Origin of the sequence: Pseudonocardia ailaonensis, assembly GCF_039531635.1 — a bacterium.
GTDB classification, from domain to species: domain Bacteria; phylum Actinomycetota; class Actinomycetes; order Mycobacteriales; family Pseudonocardiaceae; genus Pseudonocardia; species Pseudonocardia ailaonensis.
In genome coordinates this window covers 120255-135368 of sequence record NZ_BAAAQK010000018.1, presented here as the reverse complement: position 1 = coordinate 135368, position 15114 = coordinate 120255, and the positions used below count along the sequence as shown (strand labels likewise).

The window sequence follows — 15114 nt, the reverse complement described above, 5'->3', positions numbered from 1 at the left end:
ATCCTCCTCGTCGGTGCTCACGCCCCCCACGGGCCTGCCGGCGGTGGACGATCTCGGTGCGAGCGTGCCCACCCGGGACATCGTGGTTCCCAGCCAGCGCACGGCGCCGACCGCGCCGCCCGTCGCGCCCCCGGCGCCGCCCGTCCTGGGTGTGTGCACCTGCGGGCACGCCGAGGAGGCCCACGAGCACTACCGCGCGGGCAGCGACTGCGGCGCCTGCGGCCCCGAGGTCTGTGCCGCCTTCGCCCCGAAGGGCGAGCGCAAGGGCGGCCTGCTCCGCACGCTCGGCCTGCGCCGGTAACCACACGGACGACGAGGCCCCGCCGGTGTCCGGCGGGGCCTTCGTCGCGTTATGGCTCCATCACGTACGTTTCCGGGCCACGGGAGCGCGTTATGGTTCCCTAACGCGAGTTCGGGGGCCCTGGGAGCGCGTTATGGTTCCATAGCGCGGCGGCGGGTCGCGACGGCCTCGAGGGCCAGGGCGGTGCCCAGGACCAGGGCGACGGCGGCGCAGAAGCCGCCGACGGTGTCCGTCGGGTAGTGGGCGCCGATCGCGACCATCGCGGTGCCGATCGTGCCGCCGGCCACCAGCGCGATCACGACGACCAGGGCGATGCCCGTGGTGCGGCCCGGTCTCACGAGGCTGACGAGCAGCAGCGCCGCCACCAGCGCGATCGACGTCGCGCCGCCGGTGTGGCCGCTGGGGAAGGCGTAGCCGCCGTCCCCGATGGTCCGGCCGATCGTCGGCTTGAGCAGCGTCGTGGCCAGCCCGGTCAGTCCCGGCCCCACCAGCGCGACGACGGCGAGCCGGCGCCGCCCCAGCACCAGGCAGACTGCGCAGAGCAGCAGCGCCGCGGCGACCACCAGCGGCGGCGAGCCGAACCGGGTGAGCTGCTCCAGGAGCGAGAAGTGCGCCCCGGTCAGCCGGTCGACGACCGAGACGGCGTGCCCGTCGACCCGCCCGTACCCACTGTCGCCCCCGTAGCGGGCCGCGAGCAGCCCGAACACCACGGTCGCCGCGACCACGCCGACGGCGGCCGGCCGGCGCAGCTCGGCGGGCAGGGCGGGAAGAGCGGACGGGGTCACGAGACCCAGGCTCCCCGCTGCGCCCTCCGAACGCCAACTCCCGTTCGCACTATGGAGCCACAACGCACATTTCGAGACCCCGAAACGGACGTTGTGGCTCCATGACGCCCTGTCAGGAGCGGTCGAACTCGCGGGCGGCCAGGGCTCGGACGATTCCTGCCCGTCCCTCGGAGACCAGGCGGCGCAGGGCCGGGGGGTGGCTCTCGTCGGCCAGCCAGGCGTCCGCGACGTCCACCGTGGACTTCTCCACCGCCCAGCTCGGGAACAGGCCGAGCACCATGCTCTGCGCCCGCTCCGAGGTCCGCCGCGCCCACACGTCCGACACCTCGGCGAAGTACTTCTCGACGTAGGGCGCGAGCAGCGCGCGCTGGACGGGGTGCGCGAAACCGCCGATGATCGCCTCGTTGACGGCGTTGGGCAGCTCGTCGTCGTGCACCGCGCGGTCCCAGGCCCGGGCCTTGGCGTCGGCGGTGGGGATCAGCGCGCGGGCCCGCTCCGCCTGCCGCTGGCCGGTGGAGGTGGGGTCGCGGCGGTGCTCCGCCTCGATCTCCGCCTCGCCGGCGTGCCCGTGCGCGACGAGCGCGTGCAGGAGCCGCCAGCGCAGGTCGGTGTCGACGGTGAGCCCCTCGGGCACGTCGACGCCGCGGAGCCAGTCCTGCATGCCCTCGAGCACGGAGGTGTAGAGGACGCAGCCGGCGAGCGAGTTGACCGTCGCGAGCTGGGTGTCGGAGCCGGCCGGGGCCGACTCGAGGCGCCGCAGCAGGGCGTCGACCAGCATCGGCCAGCCCGACTCCGCGGCCCACGTCTCGTCCGCGTAGGACGCCACCGCCGTCTGCACCTGCAGGAGCAGCCGCTGCAGCACGCCGATCTCGGTCTCGCGGGAGAACCCGCCGGAGACGAGGGTGGCGAAGTCGCGCGCCTTGAGCTCGGCCTCGCGGGTCATCTCCCAGGCCGCCGACCAGCACAGGGTGCGCGGCAGCGGCTCGGCGATGTCCCCGATGCGGTCGATCAGGGTGGTCAGCGAGCCCGGGTCGAGCCGCAGCGCGCAGTAGGTGAGGTCGTCGTCGTTGACCAGGATGAGGGTGCCGCGGTGGGTGCCCACCAGGGCGTCGACGGCCGTACGGTCGCCCGCGACGTCGACCTCGATCCGCTCGGTGCGCACGATCCTGCCGTTCGCGTCCTCGTCGTAGATCCCGACGGCCACGCGGTGCGTCCGGGTCTCCCCGGCACCCGGCCGCGCCCCGCCCTGCACGATCTCGAAGCTCGTGAACCGACCCGAGTCGTCGAGCTCGAACTGGGGGCGGAGCAGGTTGAGCCCGGTGGTGCGCAGCCACTGCGCACCCCAGTCGGAGAGGTCCCGGCCGGAGGCCTTCTCCAAGGCGCCCAACAGGTCGTCGAACGTCGCGTTGCCCCACTGGTGGGCCTCGAAGTACGCGCGCAGGCCCGCCATGAAGGGCTCGAGCCCCACGTAGGCCACCAGCTGCTTGAGCACCGAGGCGCCCTTGGCGTAGGTGATCCCGTCGAAGTTGACCTCGACGGCCTGCAGGTCCGGGATGTCCGCCGCGATCGGGTGCGTGCTCGGCAGCTGGTCCTGGCGGTAGGCCCAGGACTTCTCGACGTTCGCGAACGTCGTCCACGCCTCCGAGTACTCGGTGGCCTCGGCCATGCAGAGCACCGACGCCCAGGTGGCGAAGGACTCGTTGAGCCACAGATCGTCCCACCAGCGCATGGTCACGAGATCGCCGAACCACATGTGCGCCATCTCGTGCAGGATCGTCTCGGCGCGGCGCTCGTAGAGGCTGCGGGTGACCCGGGACCGGAAGACGTAGTCCTCCAGGAAGGTCACCGCGCCCGCGTTCTCCATCGCGCCCGCGTTGAACTCCGGCACGAAGAGCTGGTCGTACTTGCCGAAGGGGTACCGGATCCCGAAGTTGCGGTGGTAGAAGTCGAAGCCCTGCTTCGTCTCCGTGAAGATCCGCTCGTGGTCCATGTGCGGCGCGAGGCTGGCGCGGCAGAAGATCCCCAGCGGGATGCCGTCGTGGGAGTCGTGCCAGCTCGCGTACGGGCCGGCGATCAGCGCGACGAGGTACGTCGACATGATCTCGGTCTCGGCGAAGCGGTGGACGCCCTTCTCCACGGTGGCCACCGCGTTGGAGACGACCTTCCAGTCCTCCGGGGCGGTCACCGTGAGGGTGTAGCGCGCCTTGAGGTCCGGCTGGTCGAAGCAGGCGAACATCCGCTTGCAGTCCGCCGTCTCGAACTGGGAGTAGAGGTACACCCCGCCGTCGACCGGGTCGACGAAGCGGTGCAGGCCCTCGCCCGTGTTCGTGTACTCGGCGACCGTGACCAGCGTGAGCTCGTTGTCCGCGGCGAGGCCGGGCAGCGCGAGCCCGTCGTCCTCCCGGTAGCCCGAGACGTCCAGGGCGGTGCCGTTGAGCGTGGCCGACTCCACCGAGGCGCCGACGAAGTCGATCCAGGAGCCCGCGCCGGGCTCGGCGCAGGCGAACCGGACGGTGACGGTCGAGGCGAAGGTCTTCTCGCCGGGTGCGCCGGAGCCGTCCGTGAGGTCGAGATCCACGACGTAGGACGAGACGTCCAGCAGGGCGGCGCGGCGCTCGGCGTCGGCGCGGGTCAGGTTCGGCGGGGCCATGGGCGGGTGGCGGTCCTTCCATCACGGGGTGGCGTGAACGCATCCAATCACGGGCGGCGGTGCGGCGCCCCCGGCATTACGGCCGCCGGGGGAACACGGTGCGGCGACCGGTGGTTGGCTGTCACGGGAGTGTGTTTCCTCGACGATCGGAGTGCCCGTGACCAGCCCGGAGACCAGCACGGAGAAGACCGCTGTCGACATCTGGGTCGACCCGTTGTGTCCGTGGGCGTGGCTGACGTCCCGGTGGATCCTCGAGGTCGAGAAGGTCCGCGACCTGGACCTGAACTTCCATGTGATGAGCCTCGCCGTGCTGAACTCCGGCCGTGATCTCCCCGAGCAGTACGTCGAGATGATGAAGAAGGCCTGGGGCCCGGTCCGCGTGCTGATCGCCGCCGCCGAGGCGCACGGGCGCGAGGTCGTCCGCCCGCTCTACGGGGCGATGGGGGAGCGGATCCACAACGGCGGCAACAAGGACTTCGACGTCGTGATCAAGGAGGCCCTCGCGGAGCAGGACCTGCCCGCCGAGCTGGCCGAGGCCGCGGCCTCCACCGAGTGGGACGAGAAGCTGACGACCGAGCACCACTCGGGCATGGACCCGGTGGGCATGGACGTGGGCACCCCGGTGCTGCACGTCGACGGCGTGGCGTACTTCGGCCCGGTGATCTCGAAGGTCCCGCACGGCGAGGACGCGGGCAAGGTCTTCGACGGCGCCCGGCTGCTGGCCGGCTGGCCGCACTTCTTCGAGCTGAAGCGGACCCGCACCGAGGACCCGAACTTCGATTACTGAGCTTTCATGAAACGAGCGGCACTTCCGTACGAGAAGTGCCGCTCGTGGCATTTCGGGCGATTTCCCCGGCGATCAGTGGGCGGCGATGAAGATGTCCCGCAGGACCCCGGTCTCGAGCTCCATGTCGCGCAGCCGGGCCTTCACGAGATCGCCGATCGAGACCATCCCGACGAGCGCGCCGCGATCGGTCACCGGCAGGTGCCGGTAGCGGTCCCTGGTCATCCTCGCCATCGCCGTCCCGATCGGCTCGCCCAGCGACGCCGTGGCGACCTTGCTGGTCATGACCTCGTCCACCCGCATCTCGAGGAGGGCCGGTCCTCTCCGGGAGAGCTCACGGATGAGGTCTCGTTCGCTCAGGATCCCGACCATCCGATGGTCCCCGTCGCAGACCACGAGCGCGCCGACGCCGAGCCGTTCGAGCCGGTTCACCGCATCGGCCACCGTGGCCCAGGGAAGCACCGTGTGCACGGTCCGACCCTTCGTGTCGAGGATGTCTGCAATCTTCATCGCCTTTACCTCCACCACTCGCCGGTATGCCCTCATGATGCGCCCGCCCGCGGATTTCGGCAGGGAATCGGGCCGGTGAATCACGCATTCGCGCGTACCGGCGTCGCCGAGCGGTCCGCGGCACCGGCCGCCCGGGAGACCCGCACCCACGCCACGACCAGCAGCGCGACCGCGCCGGCGGCGAAGAGCGCGTTGCCCACGAGATCGGCGGTGGGTGACGAGGGGAACACCGGCGTCTCTCCGAAGGCATGCCAGGCGTAGGTGAGCGTGGTGCCGGCGGCGAGGGCCAGGACGTGCCGCTGTGTCCAGTTCGGGGCCTTCGACCACCGCGGCAGGGTCAGCAGCGCGGCGACCAGCAGCAGCGCCCAGGCCACCACGGCCCACCAGGTCATGGGCACGAGCTCCCACACGACGCCCGCGGCGAGGGTGAGGCCGAGCAGGATCCACGGGGACGGGGCGGTGCCCGCCGTGCTCCCGGTGCGGGGACGCGGCACGAGGAACGCCGCGACGACGAGCAGCACGGCCACCACCACCGTGCCGACCAGCTGCGGCGCGGGCGCGCGGAAGGGATCGCTCGAGAGCTGCTGCGCCGTCGTCGCCACCCCGCCGGCGAGGAACAGCACCGCCGTGACGACCAGTCCGGGCGTGCCCAGCCACGGCCCCCGCCGCCGGGAGACGCTCTCCACCAGGGCGATCGGCGTCGCGATGCTCCAGACCGTGTGCAGGGTGAGCACGCCGACCGTCCACGGGACCGCGATGCCCAGCGCCGGCACGAACCCCGACGACAGCAGGTCCGTGCCGAGGTAGTGCGGGTTGAACAGGGACTGGGTGGTGATGCCCTCCTCGATCACCCCGTAGGCGAGGCCGAGGAGCAGCATCGTCGGCCAGCCGCGGCCGGAGCGCCGGGCGACCTCCCGGACGAGCAGCGCGCCGCCGCCGTAGAGCGGGGCGAGCGCGACCAGCGCGAACAGCGCCGTCACCGGGAGGTTGCCGAGCAGGAACTCGGCCACCAGCGGGGCGAGCAGGAACAGCCCCACTGCGGGGGCGAGTCGGGTCAGCATGGTCCGACGATCCCGCCGCGGGCCCGCGCCGCCCCGTGCCGGTCAGCCGGTTCCGGGCATGACAGATGCCATGCTCAGCTGCCGGTGAGCAGCCTCCGGGCCCGCGGGAGGCCGGCGTAGGCGAGCCCGCGCGCGCGACCACGGGCCTCGCGGATCCGCGCCCGCGAGGTCCGGCCCGCCGTGCTCCAGGCCAGTAGCGAGAGCCCCCACGCGTCCCGGGCCAGCTGCCCGGTCCCGGCCTCCCGGGCCTGCACGGCCCAGCTGTCGGCGACGTCGTCGTGGCCGTCGCGGTAGGCGAACACCGCGGGCCGGACGTAGGCCAGGCCCGGGTGCAGCCGCTGCATCCGCGGCGCGTACTCGGTGAGGAGCTTGTCCAGGTACGTGAAGCGGGCCGTGCGGTTGCTGCTGATCGAGCCGGTGCGCATGAGCCGCATGTCCAGCAGGTAGCGGCGGGTGCCCCACATCAGCGGCGTCGACGACGAGGTGGCGATGCGCAGCCACATCTCGAAGTCGACGGTGCTGGGCAGGGACGCGTCGAACTCCCCGGCCTCGGCGAAGCAGCTGCGGCGGATCAGCAGCGAGCTGCCGTTGTGCGGCGGGCAGTTCGCGGCGAGCAGCCGGTCCAGGTCGACGCGTCCGGTGGGCTGCCAGCGGGCCATCACGACCCGGCCGTTCTCCAGCATCACGCGGGTGTGGCAGTAGACCATCCCGGTCTCCGGCGGGGCGGTCGCGAGCGTGGCCAGCGTGTGGCGCAGGAAGTCCGGGCGCCAGCGGTCGTCGCCGTCGAGGAAGGCGACGTGTGGCGCGGTCGTGGCCGCCAGGCCGATGTTGCGGGCCGCGCCGGAGCCGCCGTTGGGCACCTGGACCAGCCGGACGCGCGGATCGCGGGCCGCCCGCTCGCGCACGACGTCCGCCGTGTCGTCCGTCGACCCGTCGTCGACGACCACGTACTCGAACCGCCGCTCCGTCTGCGCCAGCACCGAGTCGACGGCCTCGCCGATCCAGCGGCCCACGTTGTAGGCCGGCGTGATCACCGAGACGACCGCATCTTCTTCCCGCACGGGCCGGGACCGTAACAAGGGCCGTTGCGGGACGTATCGACCGGCGCGGAGCCGGAAGGTGGGCGGCGTCCGGGCTGCGACCGGCGGGGTGTGGGGTGCTGCGGGCGGTCCGAACAGGTGAAATGCAGCGGTCAGCGGTACCGGATCGACCGCTCGGCAGGCTGCCTGTCGCCCCAAAGGGTGATCGTCGCTGCGACCAGCCGGGGCACACTCGAATGGCCTAGCGGACCCGGTATCGTCAGCCCAATGTCACTCTCCGCGTCGTTCGCCGCACGGGTCGTGCTTGCGCGCCGCCTGCGGTTCCTGCCGCCGCGGGCCTTCGCCGTGGCCCACCACGCCCTGTTCCAGGGCGAGCTGACGACCCTGCGCCGGCCGCGGACGTACTCGCAGCTGCTGGCCGCGAAGAACCTGCGGGAGCAGCCGGAGATGGTCCACGTGACCGCGGACAAGTACGCGGTCCGCGAGCACGTGGCGGAGCGGATCGGGGCCGCGCACCTGATCCCGCTGCACCAGGTCGTCGACCGCGCCGAGGACCTCGACCTCGCCGCGCGCACCCGGCCGTACGTCGTCAAGGGGACGCACGGCTGCGACATGACCCTGCTCGTCCGGGACCCGGCCGCGGCCGACCACGCCGCGATCCGCGCGACCGTCGCCCGCTGGCTCGACACCGACTTCTACGAGCACGGCTGGCGCGAGGCGCCCTACAAGGGGCTGCCGCGCCGGGCCGTCGTCGAGGAGTTCCTGGGGGACGGCGTGACACCCCCCGCGGACCACAAGTTCTTCGTCTTCCACGGCGAGCCGACGATGGTCGTCGTCGACCAGGACCGGTTCAGCGCGCACACCTCCACGCTGCTGCACCCGGACTGGTGCCCGTTCGCCATCTCCGGGCGCTTCGCGCAGGCCGACGCGCTGCCGCCGCGGCCGGCGTCCTACGACCGGATGCTCGAGATCGCCCGCACCCTGGGTGCCGACTTCGAGTTCGCCCGGATCGACCTCTACGAGGTCGACGGGCACGTCTACTTCGGCGAGATCACCCACAACCCCGGCGGGGGGCTGGTGCGGCTCAAGCCGCGCGAGTTCGACCGCGCCCTGGGCGACCTGTGGCGCGACGGCGTGCCCGTGCCGGAGCGGTTCGTGCAGCGGGAGCGCCAGCTCGCCGGCTGACGCGGCCCCCGCTCAGCGGACCGCGCGGAAGGGCTCGGTCGGCGGATCGTCCCCGTCGGGGCGCTCGTAGCCGCCGATAGGGCCGACCGGCCCGAGGGTGCCCGTCGCCGGCCAGATCGGCGGCCGTTCGATCCGCACGGTCTGCTCGGTCGACCCCTCGGGGACGATCAGGGTGGTCGGGTCCTCGTCGGGCCCCGGGCCGCCGTGGCGGGGACGCAGCCAGGCGATCACGGGCCTGAGCACGGCGAGGGCGAGCCCGGTCTCGATCCCGAGCCAGGACCAGCCCACGGCGTCGAGCCCGAGCCGGCCCGACAGCAGGATGGTGCCGGTCAGCATCACCACGGCGTGCACGCCCTGGATCACCGCCAGCGGGCCGGTGCGGTTCTGCAGCCGCGACATCGTCATGTAGAGGGTGACGACGAGGTGCGGCAGCGTCGAGAGCATCAGCAGCTGCAGCAGCGTCGTCGCGTGCGCGCGGTACTCGGTGCCGTAGAGCTGCAGCAGCCACGGCGCCACCAGCGCGACCAGCACCGCGCCGGGGACGACCGTCACCAGGATCCGTTTCGCGATCGCGACCGCGTGCTCGTGCGCCCGCGCCGCGTCCCGCGCCCCCTCCACCACCAGCGACGACACGATCGACTGCGTCAGCAGGTTCATCGCGATGAACACGGTCTGCGCGGGCAGCAGGAAGGCGGCCTCCGCGGACCCCATCAGGTGCACGATCAGGACCGGCAGGAACGACGAGACGGCCTGGTTGAAGATCTGCCCGGCGTAGTCGCCCGCCATGTAGCGGACGATCGTGCCGCGCTCGGGCAGGCCGGCGTCCGGTGCGGACGCGCGATGGTGGCGCGGCAGCAGCCGGCGGAAGATCAGCAGGTTGACCGGGACGAGCAGGGCGATGACGGGCAGCGTCCAGCTGGTGAAGACGCCGTCGGCCAGGCTCGTGCCCGCGACGACGACCAGCAGCACCAGCTTGACCACGCCGTAGACGCCGTTCTCGAGCGCGACCCACATCGAGGAGCGCAGCGCCGTCAGGGCGTTGTCCTGCAGGTTGAACACGGACCAGGCGGCCGTGGACACCATGAACCAGACCGCGAAGGGCAGCGAGACGTGCAGCGGGTCGCCCGGTGCGCGGGCCCAGTGGCAGTAGGCCATCACGCCGGCGGCGGCCAGCAGGGAGAGCGTGGTCGAGAGGCCGTAGCCGACCAGCACCAGCCGCGCCGACGACCGTCCGGCCCGGGGCAGGAACCGGATCAGCACCTGCCCGAAGTTCAGCTGGGTCAGGATGGACACCAGCATCATCAGCGAGACGAGCGCGCTGCCGCGCCCGACCTCGTCCGCGTCGAAGGTGCGGGCCGCGAAGATCCAGTAGAGCAGCCCGAACCCGGAGTTGACGACGGTGTTGAGCATGAGGGCGTAGGCGTTGCGGAACAGGGGGATCTCGAGCTCGCCGCGCAGCCCCTGGAGGCGGCCGAGCAGGCCGCCTCGCGTGCTGCCGGGCGCGGTCACGTTCCTGACGCTAGACGGCTCACCTGAGAATGCGGTGTGCGCCCCGTCGGGCAGGTCGGCGACTGCGTTCTGTTACCGTGCCGTGGCCCTGGGCGACCGTGGGAGGCGCGGAGTGAAGATCGTGTGTGTGGGTGGGGGCCCGGCCGGGCTGACCTTCGCCATCCAGGCCAGACTCCGCTCCGGTGGCCGGGACGAGGTGGTCGTCGCGGAGCGCTCCGGGTACGGGAGCGCGCAGGGCTTCGCCGTCACTCTCGGTGAGGACATCCTCGACGCCGCCTACCGCGCGGACCCCGTCGGCGCCCCGGCGCTGCGCGGCGCGCTGCACCTGTGGGGCGACCAGGTGGTCGACGTCGCCGGGCGGCAGGTCCACCTCGGCGGCCGCTACGGCTACGCGGTCGGCCGCTCCCGGATGCTGTCGCTGCTCGCGGACCGCGCCGTCGCGGTCGGCGCGGACGTCCGGTTCGGCGCCGAGGTCACCGACGACCCCGCCACCGACCCGCTGACCGCGGACGCGGACCTCGTCGTGGCCGCGGACGGGATCAACAGCCGCATCCGCACCCGCCACGCCACCCACTTCGGCACCGAGGTCTCGCAGGGCCGCAACAAGTACGTGTGGTTCGGCACCACGCGGCGGTTCCGCGCCTTCACCTTCGCCTACGAGCGCACCGAGGCCGGCTGGATCTGGTTCTACGCCTACCCCGCCTCCGACGGCCCCAGCACCTGCATCGTCGAGTGCCCGCCCGCGACCTGGGCGGGCCTGGGCCTCGACGCGATGCCGGGAGACGAGGCGATGCGGATGCTGGAGCGCCGCTTCGCCCGCGCCCTCGACGGCCACGCCCTCGTGGCGCCGCCCGGGATGGGCGCCTCGCCGTGGCTGGAGTTCCGCGAGGTCCGCAACGCGACCTGGCGGCGGGACAACCTCGTGCTCGCCGGGGACGCCGCGCACACCACCCACTTCTCCATCGGCTCCGGCACCGTCCTGGCCATGGAGGACGCGTACGGGCTGGCCGACGCCGTGTACGGCGGCCCTGCTCGGACGACCGACGGGGGCCTCTCCGCTGCCCTGGCGGCGTACGACGCCCGGCGGCGCGCGCAGATGCGCCCGATCCAGGACATGGCGCGGCGCAGCATGGAGTGGTTCGAGGTCGCCACGGAGGGGCTCGACGCCGATCCCGTCCGGTTCGCCTGGTCGCTGTCCGACCGCCGCGGGGACCAGCACCCGCTGCACTACCAGCTGCACCGGGCCACCCAGATCGACCCCGTCCGCCGGGTCCGCCGCCGCCTCACCTCCGCCCGCCGGCTGCGCCGCGCCCTGCGGAGGGGCGAGCCCATCCGCTGACGCCCGACCCCGTTCACCATGGTGACGGGAAATCCCGGTTCCGGTCCGCCCGGCGGGGCGCGCTGCGAACCTCCCGCCTGTGGGTCGACTGGTGCGGACGGTGTGGGCGGCGATCGCCGTCGTGGTGGTGCTGGCGGGAGTGCTCGTCGTCGTGGGGTGGCGGGACGCGCCGCCCGGCGGGGTGCGCGTGGAGGGGCGGTGGTTCGTCCACGCGGGCGGGGCGCCGTTCTATTGGCTCGCGGACACCCGCTGGGACCTGCTCACCGCGATGGGCGACGACGAGGCGGCCGACTACCTCGACACCCGCGCCGGTCAGGGCTACACCGTGGTCCGTGCCGGGCTGATCATGCCCGGCGCGCAACGGGACCGGGCCGGCCGCGCGCCGTACTCGGGGTACCTCGGGAAGCTGGACACGGCGCCGGGCGGGTACTGGGAGCACGTGGACACGCTCGTGGCGGACGCCGCCTCCGCGGGGATCACCCTCGCCCTCGCGCCCGTGTGGAGCGACGGGCAGGCGGGGAGCCTGGTCACGGAGGACAACGCGCAGGAGTACGGGGCGTTCCTGGGGGCTCGGTACTCCGGCGCGTCGGTGGTGTGGCTGACCGGGGGCGGGGACGCGGGGGGCCACGAGGGGATCTGGTCGGAGCTGGTGAAGGGGCTGCGGGCCGGGGGGAGCGAGGCCCCGGTGCAGCACCTGGGACGGGACTCCGCCGGTTCGACGGGCCCGAGCTCGGCTGCGGATGGTCCGGCTGCGGATGGTCCGGCACAGGGTGGTCCGGCACAGGGTGGTCCGGTACGGGGTGGTTCGGGCACCGACGGATCCGGGTCCGGTGGATCGGCCTCGAGGACGGGTGGCTCCTCCACCGGCTCACCCTCCGGGCCCGCCGACTCGTCCTCAGGGTCGGCGGGGTCGGCGGGGGCGGCGGGGTCGACGGGCTCGGACCCGGCTCGCCCGCGCTCGACCGGGCCGACCGACATCACCTCCAGCACCGCCGGGAGCTGCGCGGACACCGCCACCCGGGCGGACGCCCGCGCGACCGCCCGGGACTCCGGGGCGGCGCAGCCGGTGCTCGACACCTCACCCCCGGTCGAGGGGGAGAGGTGCGGCGGGGCCGCCACCTCGGCGCACGACGTCCGGGCCGAGGCCTGGCGCGCGGCCCTCGGCGGGGCGAACGGGACGACGTTCGGCGGCTCGACCGGCGACACCGGCAGCACCGGCACCGGGAAGGACACCGCGGAGCAGCTCGGGGTGCTCAAACGGGTCCTGGAGTCCCGCCCCTACCGCCTCCTCGGCCCCGCGGACGAGGCGCTGAGGAGCAGCGCGACCGGCGGCTCGCGCGTCTCCGGCGCCCTCGCGTCCGACGGCTCGTTCCTCGTCGCCTACACCCCCGAGGGCGAGGACGTGACCGTCGATCTCGACACCCTCTCCGCGGACTCGGTCCGGGCCTCCTGGGTGGACCCGCGCACCGGCGAGGTCCTCGAGGTCGACGAACCGGTGGAGGCCACGGGCACCGCCGCCTTCGAGGCCCCCGAGGGCACCGGCGACGAGCGGGACTGGGTCCTGGTCCTCGACGACGCGAAGGCGGGCTGGGGGCAGCCGGGCGCCGAGGTGGTCGACGACCCGGGCACCGGCACGGGGAAGGACGGCGCCATCACCTCGACGGGCCCCACTGGGTCGACGGGCTCCACCGCGTCGACGGGTCCCACTGTGTCGACGGGCTCCGCTGGGTCGGCGGGCTCCACGACCGGTGGCCCGGCGACGCCGGACACGGGCAAGCCCGCCGCCACGACGTCGAACTCCGGCCAGGCCGCCGCGGCCCGGCCCGCCGCCGCGCCGGAGCCCACCACACCGGAACCGGCGAAACCCGAGCCCGCGAAACCCGAGCCCGCGAAACCCGAGCCCGCGAAACCCGAGCCCGCGAAACCCGAGCCCGCGAAACCCGAGCCCGCGAAACCCGAGCCGGCCAAGCCGGAGCCGGCCAAGCCGGCAGCGGCGAAGCCCGAGCCCGCCCCACCCGCCGCAGGCCCCTGGGACTCCCTCGCCGCCTGCGAGTCCTCCGGGAACTGGTCCATCAACACCGGCAACGGCTACTACGGCGGCCTCCAGTTCGACCGCGGCACCTGGTCCGACTTCGGCGGCACGAGGTACGCGCCCCGGGCCGACCAGGCCACCAAGGAGCAGCAGATCGAGATCGCGACGAAGGTCCGCGACGCCCGCGGCGGCTACGGCTCCTGGCCCGCCTGCGCCCGCAAACTGGGCCTGCCCCGGTGACCGGCCGGGTCGAGGGCCGACTGCGCCACACCTGGCGACCACCTGGCACCCACCTCACGCCGAGTGCCTACCCTTGACGGTCATGACCCCGCCCGAGGCCGACGCACCCCGAATCGGGAACCGTTACCGGCTGGAGGAGCGGATCGGCGCCGGGGCGATGGGTGCGGTCTGGCGGGGGACCGACGAGCTGCTCAACCGGACCGTCGCGGTCAAGGAGCTGATCGCCGCGGCCGCCCTCACCACCGGGAACCCGGCGGACGCGGCGGAGGAGTCCCGCCAGCGCCTGCTGCGCGAGGGCCGGATCGGGGCCCGCCTGCAGCACGCCCACGTGATCAGCATGTTCGACGTCGTGGTGCACGACGACCGCCCCTGGCTGGTCATGGAGTACCTCCCGTCGCAGTCGCTGGCGGTCGTCCTCGGGCGCAAGGGCCCGATGGAGCCCGCCGAGGCCGCCGGGATCGGCCGGCAGGTGGCCGACGGGCTGGCGGCCGCCCACGCCGCGGGCGTAGTACACCGCGATATCAAGCCCGGCAACGTGCTGATCGCCGAGGACGGCCGCGCCAAGATCACGGACTTCGGCGTCTCCCGCGCGGTGGACGACGTGCAGCTCACCCGCACCGGCATGATCGCCGGCACCCCCGCGTTCCTCGCCCCCGAGGTCGCCCGCGGCCAGGAGCCCACCAGCGCGTCGGACGTCTTCGCCCTGGGCGCCACCCTCTACGCCGCGGTCGAGGGGGAGCCCCCGTTCGGCCTCGACGACAACGCCTACGCCCTGCTGCACAAGGTCGCCACCGGCGCGATCCGCCCGCCCGAGCACGCCGGGACCCTCACCGCGCTGCTCATGCGGCTGCTCGCGAACGAGCCCGCGGACCGCCCCACCGCGAGCCAGGCCCGGGACGCGCTGACCGCGATCGCCACCGGCGGCTCGACGGTCGGCATGAGCGCGACCGCGCCCCTCACGGCGGCCACCCAGATCGCCCCGGTGCCGGCCGCCGACGCGAAGGCCACGGGTCCCCGCACCCTCACCGACCTCCCCGCACCCCTGGTGGTCCCCCCACCGTCGACCCCGCCCGCGGGCCCGCCGGGGCCGGGGCGTCGCCGCCGCGGGCTCGTCCCGATCCTGATCGCGGTCCTGGTGCTGCTCGTGGTGGGCGGCGGCATCCTCATCGGCGCCCTGCGCGCGAACGGCGGCGGCACCGAGGCCCAGCCGCCCGCCGCCAGCACGGCCCCGACCACGAGCACGGCGCCCACGACCACGCCCCCGCCGACGACCACCACGACCCCGCCGCGCACCACCACGCCGTCGCCGACCCCGTCGAGCGCTCCCGCGGACGCGAACGCGGTGAGCTTCGTGCAGAACTACTACGGCCTGCTGCCCGGCGACCCGGACTCGGCGTACGCGCTGCTCGGCAGCCAGGCCCAGGCGGCGTCGGGCAGCCTCGACGGCTACCGCCAGTTCTGGTCCGGGATCCGCTCGGTGAGCGTCCAGAACCCCCGCTCCAGCGGGGAGGGCCAGGTCAGCGCGACGATCGTCTTCACCAGGGCGGACGGTACGACGACCAACGAGCCCTACACCTTCCGCGTGGCCGCCAACCGCATCCAGTCCTTCTCCCGCGCCTGACCCGCCCACCCCTGTCGCGTTATGGAGCCATAACGCACATTTCGAGGCCCGAAACGG

The 15114-nt window shown here is 73.5% G+C and carries 12 protein-coding genes; 6 read left to right on the top strand and 6 right to left on the bottom strand.

The genetic code is table 11. The annotated features are described in order from the left end of the window. Positions 1-13 precede the first annotated feature (13 nt). Positions 14-301, top strand: coding sequence for a hypothetical protein (locus tag ABD324_RS22955; RefSeq protein ID WP_344420691.1), 288 nt, complete (start codon positions 14-16; stop codon positions 299-301). A 131-nt stretch (positions 302-432) separates the two neighbouring features. Here the strand turns inward: ABD324_RS22955 and ABD324_RS22950 are convergent, their stop codons facing one another. After that, complete coding sequence (locus ABD324_RS22950; RefSeq protein WP_344420687.1) at positions 433-1086, bottom strand: phosphatase PAP2 family protein; 654 nt, start codon at positions 1084-1086, stop codon at positions 433-435. Between the two features lie 112 nt (positions 1087-1198). Continuing rightward, a complete protein-coding gene (gene pepN / locus ABD324_RS22945) occupies positions 1199-3736 on the bottom strand; it encodes an aminopeptidase N (protein ID WP_344420684.1) in 2538 nt (845 codons plus the stop codon). 157 nt (positions 3737-3893) lie between these two features. On the opposite strand from pepN, the gene ABD324_RS22940 reads away from it, so the two are divergent. Then, positions 3894-4523 carry a mycothiol-dependent nitroreductase Rv2466c family protein gene (locus ABD324_RS22940; RefSeq protein ID WP_344420681.1) on the top strand — a complete coding sequence of 210 codons (630 nt, stop codon included), beginning with the start codon at positions 3894-3896 and terminating at the stop codon, positions 4521-4523. A 72-nt stretch (positions 4524-4595) separates the two neighbouring features. Here the strand turns inward: ABD324_RS22940 and ABD324_RS22935 are convergent, their stop codons facing one another. From ABD324_RS22935 to ABD324_RS22925, 3 genes are all read right to left on the bottom strand, one after another. Further along, entirely contained in the window at positions 4596-5030 is a 435-nt protein-coding gene (locus ABD324_RS22935; protein ID WP_344420678.1) for a CBS domain-containing protein, read from the bottom strand. Between the two features lie 80 nt (positions 5031-5110). Then, entirely contained in the window at positions 5111-6091 is a 981-nt protein-coding gene (locus ABD324_RS22930) for a hypothetical protein (RefSeq protein ID WP_344420676.1), read from the bottom strand. Between the two features lie 74 nt (positions 6092-6165). Beyond that, entirely contained in the window at positions 6166-7152 is a 987-nt protein-coding gene (locus tag ABD324_RS22925) for a glycosyltransferase family 2 protein (RefSeq protein ID WP_344420673.1), read from the bottom strand. Positions 7153-7398: 246 nt separating this feature from the next. Here ABD324_RS22925 and ABD324_RS22920 point away from each other — a divergent pair, with 246 nt between their 5' ends. Continuing rightward, complete coding sequence (locus ABD324_RS22920) at positions 7399-8316, top strand: ATP-grasp fold amidoligase family protein (RefSeq protein WP_344420670.1); 918 nt, start codon at positions 7399-7401, stop codon at positions 8314-8316. 12 nt (positions 8317-8328) lie between these two features. Here the strand turns inward: ABD324_RS22920 and ABD324_RS22915 are convergent, their stop codons facing one another. After that, complete coding sequence (locus tag ABD324_RS22915) at positions 8329-9825, bottom strand: lipopolysaccharide biosynthesis protein (RefSeq protein ID WP_344420667.1); 1497 nt, start codon at positions 9823-9825, stop codon at positions 8329-8331. Positions 9826-9937: 112 nt separating this feature from the next. On the opposite strand from ABD324_RS22915, the gene ABD324_RS22910 reads away from it, so the two are divergent. The 3 genes from ABD324_RS22910 (at position 9938) to ABD324_RS22895 (ending at position 15057) form a co-directional block, all read left to right on the top strand. After that, positions 9938-11164, top strand: a complete 1227-nt coding sequence (locus ABD324_RS22910; RefSeq protein WP_344420664.1) for an FAD-dependent monooxygenase — start codon at positions 9938-9940, stop codon at positions 11162-11164. A gap of 79 nt (positions 11165-11243) precedes the next feature. Continuing rightward, positions 11244-13436 carry an apiosidase-like domain-containing protein gene (locus ABD324_RS22905; RefSeq protein WP_425565883.1) on the top strand — a complete coding sequence of 731 codons (2193 nt, stop codon included), beginning with the start codon at positions 11244-11246 and terminating at the stop codon, positions 13434-13436. Positions 13437-13518: 82 nt separating this feature from the next. Continuing rightward, entirely contained in the window at positions 13519-15057 is a 1539-nt protein-coding gene (locus tag ABD324_RS22895) for a serine/threonine-protein kinase (RefSeq protein ID WP_344420661.1), read from the top strand. Positions 15058-15114: the final 57 nt, after the last annotated feature.

Coding starts and splice junctions, on each gene's coding strand:
- ABD324_RS22895 (WP_344420661.1), top strand. CDS start 13,519: ATGACCCCGCCCGAGGCCGACGCACCCCGAATCGGGAACCGTTACCGG.
- pepN (WP_344420684.1), bottom strand. CDS start 3,736: ATGGCCCCGCCGAACCTGACCCGCGCCGACGCCGAGCGCCGCGCCGCC.
- ABD324_RS22930 (WP_344420676.1), bottom strand. CDS start 6,091: ATGCTGACCCGACTCGCCCCCGCAGTGGGGCTGTTCCTGCTCGCCCCG.
- ABD324_RS22935 (WP_344420678.1), bottom strand. CDS start 5,030: ATGAAGATTGCAGACATCCTCGACACGAAGGGTCGGACCGTGCACACG.
- ABD324_RS22920 (WP_344420670.1), top strand. CDS start 7,399: ATGTCACTCTCCGCGTCGTTCGCCGCACGGGTCGTGCTTGCGCGCCGC.